This window comes from Geobacter sp. OR-1, from assembly GCF_000813145.1.
GTDB lineage: Bacteria > Desulfobacterota > Desulfuromonadia > Geobacterales > DSM-12255 > Geoanaerobacter.
Genome location: NZ_BAZF01000030.1, coordinates 20081 through 33222 on the forward strand (window position 1 = coordinate 20081; position 13142 = coordinate 33222).

Sequence of the window (13142 nt, forward strand, 5' to 3'; positions counted from 1 at the left end):
CCGCCAAAATACAGAATTTATTAATTAAACTATTGCAATTTAACATGCAAATACAGTTACTGATCTTACCTAGTATTCCGGCCACATCTTGTTGCATTTAGTTGACATCTGGTGAGGGAGAACAGGGTTATGCGTGATCTGAATGGGCGAAGCGTCACCGGGATCGCATGCAGGTTCCGAATTAATTTCCGGACAATGCGCAGAAAGGTAGTGCTCATCGCCGGTCTCGTGGGCATCGCAATAGTTCAGCCACAGGTTACGGATGCGGCCCGGACAATCCACAATGCGACCAATGCCGGAGCCCCGGAATACAAATACGGCACAACCTGGGGCCAGGGGTACAGCTGTGCAACCTGCCACCAGAAAGGGACTGCCAATATCAAGAAGATCAGAAACTTCATCATGACCGACTTCGGATTACGGAGGATCATTTTCAACCGGGTCACTACTGCATCCAACAACTCGACCGGGATCTTCGGCAATGATGAACGGACGGTCAACACAAACAATTCCACCAATGTCTGCGAGGTTTGCCATCGCCGGACAATTTACCATCAGTACAGCTCCGACAAGATTGCCGACAAGTCACATCCCGAACACAGAAGCAACAGGGGTGACTGCACCCAATGCCATCAGCACGGGAAAGGGTTCAAAAGACCCGATTTAAAGGACTGCGCCAGCTGCCACGGGAATCCACCCGTTTCCAATTCGGATTATGGGGGTGCAGCGCAAGGGTTGTCGGCTCCTCCGACCCTTCTCCTGGGCGGAACCCCTTCGACCCCTCCGCCGAATATCGGCGCCCATAACAGGCACAGGAATTTTAACGGCATGGAATGCAGCGCCTGCCACAACGGCGAGTTCAGCCAGTATCACGGCTATGTCGGCAACCAGAAGGTGGAACTGGGGTTCAGGATCGACCGGACCACCTGGCCACCATTTACCGGCAACGTCACCAGCGGCACCTTTACCGGTTACAGCTCCACGGCAACTGCGGCCAAATTCGCGGTTGCCGAGGGTAACCCCGGCACGACCCTGCGCGGAGAAGCGCTGCTTTCCAAAGCCAACAGCTGCAGCATCTACTGTCATGGGGACAACTGGAACATACCATCGGGCAAGAGCGGCGGCGCGGTGTTATGGACGCAAGGTCCGTTGGGGAGTTGCGAGAATTCGTCCTGTCACGGCGCATCAGCAGCCAATCCCCCTACTCCGGTGTTCGGAGGGGTTTCCACCGGTGGCCACAAGACCCATGTAAGCAGGCTCGGCAATGACCGGGAGAGATGCGCAAATTGCCACGACAACTACTACAACCCCACTGTCCACATGATCAACGGCCATGTGAAAGTCAATCTCTCCGCAATATCCGGTCTGGCTACCTACAAAGGGTTCAACCAGATGTCGACCGGATACCTCGCAACCACCGGCAGCTATGGAAACTGCGCCAATCTCTACTGTCACAGCAATGTCCAGTCAGCCGACGGTAACAGTGCCGCTTCGCAGTATCGGGATGTGCTCTGGGGCGGAGGACGAATCGGCTGCGGCGGCTGCCACGGCGGCCGGACCGGCGATGGCGCCACGATCGCCACCGGGGCGCATACCCGGCACATCAACGACTATAGCTATGGTTGTGGCGAATGCCACAACAGCGCCGGCAAAGAGAACGAAACCAGGCATGCGGACAAGAATATCGATCTGGCCTTCAACCCATATTACGGCGGGAGTTACAGCCAGTCCCCGAACCCTGCGGCCAACGGCTTCGGCAGCTGCAGCAACAACTACTGCCACAGCAACGGGGACGGAGTCGACAAGCCGGTAGCGTGGAGCGAAACCCTCGGCTGCGACGGCTGCCATGGCGGCGATGCGGAAAACACCGGTGTGATCGCATCCGGCAGGCATGGCGCGCATGTAAACAACAGAGGCATCATCGGCACCAATTTCCAATGCGACGAGTGCCATGCCTTGACGGTCAGCGGCAACAGAACAATGGCGGTCCGGGCCAACCATGTCAACAAACTGAAGGATTATTCGGGGAACCGTAGCGGCAGCAGCGCCAGCTATGACCGGGATGCCGGTGCCTGTAACAATGTCTACTGCCACACCGACGGCAAGGGCCGCCGCAATGAACCGTTCACCCTGGCCAACGGCTGGAAATCCTCGGCAACGCTTGGCTGCAACGGCTGCCATGGCAACGACGTGACCCTAGGGCATTTCTCCAGCGTTGCCGGCGAGCCGAACTACTTAAATGAAGGGATCGGCAGCGTCCGGGCCAACAGCCACAGAAAGCACAGCGACGCCGGCCCCGCTACCTGCGCATCATGCCACAGCGATGTGACCCTGACCGGGTTCAGCATCCTGAGCGGCAGCCTGATGCACACCAACCGGTCAATCGACATCAGAAAGGGTGGCAACGCCGACTTCAGCTGGAACGAGACCGACAAGAGCTGCTCCGGCATCAACTGCCACTTCAGCAAGAACGCAAGATGGGGCGACACCCTCAACTGCAACAGCTGCCACGGCGCCGACGAGGCAACGCTCATCACCGGCCGCCATCGCTCGCATATTGCCACCAGTGTTAACACCACTCTCTGGACAGCGGTCGGTTGCGCCGAATGCCACGCCAAGACCGTCAGCAGCAACAGCACTGTCAGCAGGCCCGAAAACCACACCAACGGCTTCGTCGATTATTCGGGGAGTGGAACCGGACAGTTCAGCAGGGTGACCGGCATCTGCGCCAACGTTTACTGCCACAGCGACGGCAAGGGGAAGCAGAACGTCCCGTTTGACGGGACCAACGGCTGGAACTCGGCATTCACGATAACCGATTGCAAGGGATGCCACGGTAACGACAGCGCACCCGACTTCACCAGCCTGAACGGCGAGCCCAACTATGCCAGCAGCGGCGCATCCACGGACCGGGCAAACGGCCACAAGAACCATGTCAGCTACGGCGCCGGAAGCTGCGCCTTCTGCCATAGCCTGACCGTCACCCCGGCAGGGGCGGTAATCCCCAACAGCACCAACCATGTCCTGAACTACAAGATAGACGTGGTAGCCGGAAACGGCGCCGGCTTCACCTATGGCGGCAACAAAAGCTGCAGCGAGATCAGCTGCCACGGCGGCAAAGGCTCCGTGACCCAGTACTGGGGCGCACCGGTATCCGCCGACTGCACCGGCTGCCACGGTAACAATGCCGCAAGCGCGCTGGCAATAGCCTCGGGGAAACATGCGGCACACATAAACAATCCCGTTATCGGCAGCAACTTCAACTGCAGCGAGTGCCATGCCCTCACCATAAACCCCGATGAGCGGACCTTTGCCAATGCCGCGCTGCACGGCAACAGCTATTACGATTACTCAGGCAACAGGGCGGGGAGCAGCTCAAGCTACGACCGTGACGCCGGAGCTTGCAGCAATGTCTACTGCCACACCGACGGCAAGGGCCGCCGCAACGAACCGTTCACCCTGGCCAACGGCTGGAAGTCCGTCGCAACGCTCGGCTGCAACGGCTGCCACGGCAACGACGCGACCCTGGGGCATTTCTCCAGCGTTGCCGGCGAGCCGAACTACTTAAATGAAGGGATCGGCAGCGTCCGGGCCAACAGCCACAGAAAGCACAGCGACGCCGGCCCCGCTACCTGCGCATCATGCCACAGCGATGTGACCCTGACCGGGTTCAGCATCCTGAGCGGCAGCCTGATGCACACCAACCGGTCAATCGACATCAGAAAGGGTGGCAACGCCGACTTCAGCTGGAACGAGACCGACAAGAGCTGCTCCGGCATCAACTGCCACTTCAGCAAGAACGCAAGATGGGGCGACACCCTCAACTGCAACAGCTGCCACGGCGCCGACGAAACGACGCTCATCACCGGCCGCCACCGCTCGCACATAGCCACCAGCGTCAACCCCACCCTCTGGACTGCGGTCGGTTGTGCCGAGTGCCACGCCAAGACCGTCAGCAGCAACAGCTTTGTCAGCAGGCCGGAAAACCACACCAACGGCTTCGTCGATTATTCGGGGAGTGGAACCGGCCAGTTCAGCAGGGTGACCGGCATCTGCGCCAACGTCTACTGCCACAGCGACGGCAAAGGTAAGCAGAACGTCCCGTTCGACGGGACCAACGGCTGGAACTCTGCATTCACGATAACCGACTGCAAGGGGTGCCACGGTAACGACACCTCCCCAGACTTCACCAGCCTGAACGGCGAGCCCAACTATGCCAGCAGCGGCGCCTCCACGGACCGGGCCAATGGTCACAAGAACCATGTCAGCTACGGCGCCGGAAGCTGCGCCTTCTGCCATTCATTGACCGTCACCCCGGCAGGGGCGGTCATCCCCAACAGCACCAACCATGTCCTGAACTACAAGATAGACGTGGTAGCCGGAAACGGCGCAGGCTTCACCTATGGCGGCAACAAGAGCTGCAGCGAGATCAGCTGCCACGGCGGCAAAGGCTCCCTGACCCAGTACTGGGGCGCACCGGTATCCGCCGACTGCACCGGCTGCCACGGCAACAATGCAGCAAGCGCGCTGTCAATAGCCTCGGGGAAACATGCGGCACATATAAACAACCCGGTGATTGGCAGCAACTTCAACTGCAGCGAATGCCATGCCCTCACCATAAACCCCGATGAGCGGACCTTTGCCAATGCCGCGCTGCACGGCAACAGCTATTACGATTACTCAGGCAACAGGGCGGGAAGCAGCTCAAGCTACGACAGGGTTGCGGGCGCCTGTTCCGCTGTTTACTGCCACACCGACGGCAAGGGCCGTCGCAATGAACCATTCACCCTGGCCAACGGCTGGAAATCCGGGGCAACGCTCGGCTGCAACGGCTGCCATGGCAACGACGCGGCCCTGGGGCATTTCTCCAGTGTCGCCGGCGAGCCGAACTACTTAAACGAAGGGATCGGCAGCGTCCGGGCCAACAGCCACAGAAAGCACAGCGACGCCGGCCCTGCAACCTGCGCATCGTGCCACAGCGACGTGACCCTGACCGGGTTCAGCATCCTGAGCGGCAGCCTGATGCACACCAACCGGTCAATCGACATCAGAAAGGGTGGCAGCGCCGACTTCAGCTGGAACGAGACCGACAAGAGCTGCTCCGGCATCAACTGCCACTTCAGCAAGAATGCGAGATGGGGCGACACCCTCAACTGCAACAGCTGCCACGGCGCGGACGAGGCAACGCTCACAACCAAAAAACATACCGCCCATATCAGTGCCACGCTAAACCCATCGATCGGCAATCCGCTGGGGTGCGCAGATTGCCACTCCAAGACCGCCAGCGACAACGGCACCATCAGTGGCCCGCTAGCACATACGAACGGCTTTGTGGATTATTCGGGACCAAAGGCGGGCCAGTACCTGGCGCTGAACGGAGTCTGCACCAACGTCTATTGCCACAGCGACGGCAAGGGACAGCAGAACGTCCCGTTCGACGGGACCAACGGCTGGAACTCCGCAGCCGTCTACTCCGACTGCAAGGGGTGCCACGGCAATGATACGGCTCCGGCATTCACCGGCAGCGCGGGCGAGCCGAACTACACCAATGAAGGGGCCGGACTGTTCCGCAGCAACAGCCACTTTGCACATACCACCAAACTCGCGCTCAAGAACTCCGCAGCATGCGACTACTGCCATACCGACACGGTCGCCACCGATGGTCTGGCTGCCAAACCCGGTGGCCTTCATTTGAGCGGCGGGATCAACGTCGCTTTCAACCAGGCCAAGGCAGGGAGCGGGAGCTACGACTACCAGAACCGGACCTGCACCAATACCTCCTGCCACAGCGGCTCAGTGCCGAAATGGGGCGATAGCGGGAGTGTCGGGTGCAACACCTGCCATGGCGGCGATCCCCTGACCCTGACCAGCAAAAAGCACCAGGCCCATATCTCGACAACGGCCAATCCATCGTTAGGCACCGAGATCGGCTGTTATGAATGCCATGCCAAGACGGTTGACAGCAACAGGAGCATTGTCGATCAGGCAGTCCATATCAACCCGATACTGGGCGATTATTCGGGGGTGAAGGCCGGGACCTACAGCTTTGCTTCCGGTGTCTGCAGCAACAGCTACTGTCACAGCGACGGCAAGGGGCGGCAGAATGTCCCGTTCGATGCCGCCAACGGCTGGAACTCATCGGTCGTGTATGCCGATTGCTCGGGATGTCACGGCAACGACGCCACCCTCGGCCATTTCTCCAGTGTCGCCGGCGAACCGAACTACTTCAACGACGGTAGAGGGGCAGTCCGGGCCAACAACCACCAAAAACATGTGGGGCCGGCCGGGGCAGCAACCTGTACGGTCTGCCACAGTGAGACCGTAACCGTCGCCGGCACGGCGATCAGCACCGGCAGCCAGAAGCATATAAACAACATCCTGGACGTGAAACAGGGAGGGACCGCTGTCTTCGGCTGGGCCGGGGACACCAGGACCTGCAGCAGCATCAACTGTCACTTCAACAAGGACGCGGTCTGGGGCGACACGCTTGACTGTAACGGCTGCCACGCCAGCGACGCTGTCACGCTCACGACCGGCAAGCACGCCGCCCATATCTCGACCGTCGCCAACCCGTCGATGGGCACAGCCATCGGCTGTTTCGAGTGCCATAGCAGGACCATAAACAGCGACAACCTCACGATCAGGAATCCTGAGGTGCATATCAACGGCGTGATGGGCGACTACTCCGGCGCCCGGGCCGGTCAATACAGCGCAATAACAGGCAGTTGCGCCAACAGCTACTGTCACTCCGACGGCAAGGGACGCCAGAACGTACCATTCGACACGTCCAACGGCTGGAACTCTGCAGCCGTCTATTCCGACTGCGCCGGGTGCCACGGCAACGACGCCACGCCGGAATTTACCAGCAGTGCCGGGGAGCCTAACTACGCCAATGAAGGCGCCGGCCTGTTCCGCGCCAACAGCCACCGGTCGCATACCACCAAGCTGACCCTCAAGAACGCCGCTGCCTGCGATTACTGTCACACCGATACGGTCACGACCGATGGCATGGCCACCAAACAGGGCGGGCTGCACCTGAGCAACGGTATCAACGTCGTCTTCAACAGCGCAAAGTCCGGGAGCGGGAGCTACGACTACCAGAACCGTACCTGCGCCAATACCTCCTGCCACAACGGGGCCGAGCCGAAATGGGGCGACGCCTCCTCCGCCGGGTGCATTCTCTGCCACGGCAACCTGACCGCCAAGCCCGGGTTCCATAGCATCCACATCGGCAACCTGATCTCCGACGGGATCGTGACCTTTTATGCTTACACGGCCAACAAGTCAGACCTGACGACCTACCGGATCGGCTGCGCCAACTGCCACCCGACCGTGGAGGATGGGAACCACCGTAACGGCCGGATCGACCTGAGCATCAACAGGGACAAGCCCGGAGCAGGCTACCTGAACAGGCTGAACCTCGCCACAGCGGACGGACTCAACCTGACCGGAAGCGGCATCGAGGGAAGCACCGGGGCGAGCATCAGCTGCAAGCTGGCCTACTGCCACAGTAACGGCAGATCGCAGACCCTGGCTGAAACTGATTTCAGGGCGACTCCCGACTGGTACGGCTCCGCAAGGGCTGCAAACCGGTGCGGCGTATGCCACGACAACCCGCCCCAATATGCCGGCCAGGCGCACTACGTTGCCCAGAGCAACCAGGGGAACAACGGCAAGCGCCAGCCGACCGAGGCGGGTCACATGATCGGCTTCCATTTCGCCAATACCTACATCGGCAACAATGCCAACGGCTTCCTCGGCTTCTCGTCGAACGGAGACAAGGCCCACGGCAACGCCATGATGGCAGCCACGGTCAGCTGCCATCTCTGCCACGACGGGATCGTGAGCCCGACGCAGATCGACACCCACGCCATGGCCGGGAAGTCGAGCATCTTCAAATGCGCCAACTGCCATTCGGATTCCACCCCCACCAGGCTTCAGCCCGGCCAGGTTGTCGATACCAGCCGTCACATCAACGGTTACAAGGATGTCGCGTTCCCGAACATTGCCATCATGAGCAAGGCCCAGTTGGCAAACCAGACGGTCGCCCCCGGATGGGAGCGGTTCGGGGCGTACAAGGCATCGGGGTCGTACGACTACATGAATCTGGGTAACTCCAGCTGGGATCCGGTTACCAAGAGCTGCGCAACGGCCTGCCACTTCAATAGGCCGGTAACCTGGGACTCGACCCAGATCGAATGCGCCAGCTGTCACTATGACGATTAAGGTGGGCTCAGATGGGAATCATTAACTTCTTCAAGGGTGAACCCGCCATGGGAAATAGCTTCAGAACAGCCGACCGGAGGAGCACAATGCGCGTAACAGGGAGATTGATACCCCTTGCCCTGATCATGATCATGTTTCCGGCAACGGTCAATGCCGCCCGGTTGATGCATAACAGCACAGACCTCAATTCCGGTAAATGGCCGCAGGGATGGGGTATTGACGGGGGCAAATACGGCAGATTCACCTGCGCCACCTGTCATGAGCCGAACAACGGCGCCAATGCCAAGAATATCGCCCGGACCATCAGCTCGATGAACGAGGATCTGCTCCCCAACGGGGCGGATACGGTAGCAGTTGTTTTCACCAATAGCACCGCCATGGGGGACGATACTGCCAAACACAACCGCTCGAACCGGGTCTGCCAGGTCTGCCACAGCAAAACCAAGTATCACAATTACAGCAGCGGCAATAATTACGGCGGGCTGAACCATCCGAACCCGAAAGATGTCTGTACCGGCTGCCACTCGCACAAGACCGGCTTCCGGGCCAGCTGCGAAAACTGCCACGGCAACCCGCCGACGGTCAACATTCTCGGCGGCCCGGCCGGTTTTGCCAACAACCCCGGCCCGACCAATGCGACTGACCTCTCGACAACCGGCAGCCATCCGGCGCATGTCATTGACCGGAAGATGGGGTGCACGACCTGCCATTCCGGCAACACGATGCCTTCGGTCAGCAACACGATCCAGATGGGGTTCAACGGCTATGGCGGCAAGGTGACCTCCGGCGGGTATACCGGCTATTCTGCTGCAGGGAGCAGCCGGTTCGTATCCAGCAGCCCCGGCACCGTCATCCTGGCAGCGTCGGACAGCTACGCAACCGCCAACCGGTGCACCAATCTCTACTGCCACGGCGGCGGCACATCATCCAGGGCACCCCTGGGGGGCGGCACTGTTGCGGCTCCGGCCTGGATGACCGTGGATGGGAGCCAGGACGCCTGTGGCGCCTGTCACGGCACCACCGCCGCGACCGTGCCTGCCACAGGCTCCCATTCAAGGCATGCGGGGAATGTTACCGGCAGCTACGCCATGCTCTGCAGTACCTGCCACAACGTCACCGGCAATACGCACGCCAACGGTTCGGTTGAATGGCGATTAAACAGCAGTGACAGCCGTATCGGCACGGCCGCGACCTACCGGGGTTATTCGTCCGGCGGCACCAACGACCTGGGGCCGAGCAACAGCTTCGGCCAATGCGCCAATCTCTACTGTCACAGCAACGGCCTGGCCGGCGCCGAGAACGTGACGACAGCGCCAACCTGGGGCACTAGCGCCGGTTTTGCCGGTTGCGTGGGGTGTCACGGCGGCAATGCCGACTCTGCTTCCCCGATAGCCACCAGGGGCCACCGGGCGCATATCAACAACAGCAGCCTGCATTTCACCGGCTTCAACTTCCGCTGCAGCGAATGTCACAACAGCACGGTGGACAGCAGCGACCTGACGATTACGAGCAATACACTCCACGTCAACAAGGTTCCGGATGTCAATTGGGGCGCCAGGTCCACCGGCGGCCTTTCCTACACCGGCACCTGCGCCAACATCTACTGCCACTCCAACGGCGCCGGGGTCTACAAGACCCCGCCCAAGAGCTGGAGCTCCATGACCGAAGCGGACATGGGAACCATCAGCTGCAACTACTGCCATGGCGGCTTGGCGGGAGAGTTCGCGGCAGTATCGAGCAACCGGCACCGCAACCATATCAATGCCGGGCCGCTGCCGCACCGGCCGGCGACCTGCAACGACTGCCACTCCATGACCGTGGCCGAGAACGGGGTATCGATCTACGGCAATGGCATCTCCAGCATGCATATCAACCGGGCGCTCAACGTCAGCTTTCTGAAGATGGCCAACTTCTCCGGTACCTGGACCAAGAGCACTACCCGCTGCAGCGCCACCTGGTGCCATGCGACGAACAACCCGAGGTGGACCACCACCACTCTCAACAGCTGCGGGAGCTGCCACTACGCCAGCAACGCCGCCAGCGGCCTGTCGGCGGCTCACATCAAGCATTACAACAGCGCTACCGCTCCCGCCAACACCACCGAAGCGGGTTGGGGCAATACCAACAGTTCCACCACCAGCGCCAACGTCTTCATGTGCGGGGTCTGTCACCCAGCCAACCCTGCCTCGACACACCTGAACGGCCCGGCTGACAACAGCAACGGGCGGGCTGCCGAGCTTGGCCTGCGGCTGCCGTTTGCAGTCAGGAGCAGCGCCCGGATCACCAACAGCGTCACCCCAGGAGTAACTCCCATTCTTCAGGACAGCAGGGGATACCAGTATTCCAGCGGCACCACCTGCACCACCTACTGCCACTCCGACGGCAAAGGGGGGACACCGATCCTGACAACCTTCACCTGGAACGGCACCTTGAGTTGCGGGGCTTGCCACAACAAGGCTGACGACACGGTCTTCAAGTGGTCCGGGGCGCATACGAAACATGTCAAAACCACCATATCGAGCAGCATCACCTGTAATGCCTGCCACGCCCCGTCGGCATCGAGCAACACGGTGGTAAGCGACCGGCGCAAGCACCCCAACGGGTTCGTAAACCTGTCGGGCAACAGCGTGGCCGGAGCATTCCGCTGGGACAACGCCACCGGCCGGTGCAGCAACATCCGCTGCCACGGCACCGGGAAAACACCGCTCTGGACCGAAACCTTCACCACCACCTGCACCGGCTGCCATGGCGGCAATGCCGCCTCGACACCGCCGATAGCGACCAAGGGCCATTCGGCGCATATCAACAACACCAGTGCCCCCTACTTCGGCTTCAACTTCAGATGCAGCGAATGCCACTACAAGACCGTGGCTGCGGCCAATGACGCCACCCTCAAAAGCTTTTCCGGGGTCAGATACCATATCGACGGCACCGGTACCGTTGTCTGGGGGGCCAAGGCGACCACTACCGGGTCATTGGCCTATGATCCCGCCCAGAAATGCGTCACCTACTGCCATTCCAACGGCGCCGGGCTGTTCAAGAACCCGCCCAAAACCTGGAACGCCATGTCCGGTGCCGATGAAGGGACCATACAGTGCGATTACTGCCACAAGGGGATCTTCGGCAACAACTCGACGGTTTCCAGCGGCCGTCATACCAACCACCTGTACGGCACCACTTACAGCGCCAATATTCCGCATAAACCGGCAACCTGCAACGAGTGCCATTCCAATACCGTTGCCGGTGACGGCCACTCCATCTACAACGGCGCCGATGTCAAGCATATCAACAAGCAGCTCGACGTTACCTTCCTGAAGATGGGGAATTTCTCCGGCAGCTGGACCAAAAGCAGTGGCACCTGCAGCATGACCTGGTGCCATGGAGAACGCCCCAGAACCTGGTCGACCACAACGCTGCAGACCTGCGGCACCTGTCATGAAGCAAGCAGAACGGCATCATTCGGCCTATCTTCCAGCCATGTCAAGCATTACAACACCACTACGCGCGTCACCGCAGCCAATGGCTGGAACAGCGACAATGCCTCCAGCAACTCCGCCAACATCTTCAGGTGCGGGGTTTGTCACCCCGGCAAAGGGACGGAGACCGTCAACCACCTGAACGGCCCGGCTGCTACCAACGGTTCTGCAGCCGAGCTTGTGATCAAGCTGCCGTTCACGGTGCCGGCAGGGGCCACCCGCTCCGAAACGGCCACCCGCGGCAACGAAGGGATCAGGGAGGATGCGGCCGGATACTTCTTCTCGCAGGGGACTACATGTGATACCTACTGCCACTCGGACGGCCGGGGCGGCCCGCCGAAGGCCGTTATGTACTGGGCAAAGGTGACCTCCAGCTGCGGCAACTGCCACAACAAGTCGAGTGACAACCCGAGCCAGACGACCTGGTCCAAACCGCACGACATTCATGCGATTTCCTACGGCAACGGCGGTACTATCGGCAGCTACAACACGACCACCAACAATACCCTGGTAACGTGTGCCGCCTGCCATGCATCGACCGCCACGAGCAACACCGCCATCAAGACAACCGGAGGGTTCAGCCGTCACCCGAACGGGTTCCGCAATATCTCGGCCAGCAGCACGGTCGGGTCCGCTGCCTTCCGCTGGGACCCGGCCAACAATCGATGCAAGAACGGTTATTGCCACAGCAAGGCCTTCAGCTTCACCGACTACTCCACTCCCTGGATCAAATGGGATCAAGCGCAGGCGCAGATCCATTGCGGCAGCTGCCATACCAGCTATCCGACCGGACCGGACTATGCCAACGGCTACAAGAGCAAGGCGAACAGCCATCCCAAACATGCGGTTTTCTGGGGATTTACCTGCGACTGGTGCCATAACCAGACCGTTGTGTTCCGTAACAACAGCACCGTGATCTCCACGGTTCGAAACCATGTGAACAAGAATTACAACGTGGCGGCAAACAGCAGCCAAACATTCATCGGCAAGGCCAATACCTTTACGCCGGTGGCCACAACCAGTCCTCCGGCCACCAAGACCACCTGCAGCAATGTCAATTGCCATGGCGGCAACCTAAGCAAGGTCTTTGTCTGGGGGGGCACCAACAAGTGCGGTGACTGCCATTTTGCCGCCAGCGACACGGTCAACTACACGTTCAAGAACAGCACCATGGCGATGATCAGCCGGGCCGAGTGGAGCTACTCCGGCCACGGCAAGCAGACCGGCACATACGATGTCACCGCTAGCCCGTTTGCAGGCTTCTCAACCTCGGCTCGTGTTGCCGGGGCAACCGGCGACCCGTGCCTCTACTGCCACGAATACGACGCCGTGCCCCATGGCAACACCGCCAACCCGATGCGGCTCAGAAACTTCAACGATCCCGTCTACGGTAAGAACGGCGTCTGCCTGGCCTGCCATGCCACCGGCGCCAAGGGTGTT

At 60.4% G+C, this 13142-nt stretch carries 2 protein-coding genes; both read left to right on the forward strand.

Annotated features, from left to right (window positions below; genetic code table 11):
* The first annotated feature begins 129 nt into the window (after window positions 1-129).
* On the forward strand, window positions 130-8226 hold the full coding sequence (locus tag OR1_RS19455) for a CxxxxCH/CxxCH domain-containing protein (protein ID WP_052440691.1): 8097 nt from the start codon (window positions 130-132) through the stop codon (window positions 8224-8226).
* Between the two features lie 11 nt (window positions 8227-8237).
* The coding region (locus OR1_RS19460; RefSeq protein WP_052440692.1) for a CxxxxCH/CxxCH domain-containing protein at window positions 8238-13142 on the forward strand (4905 nt) is incomplete at its 3' end.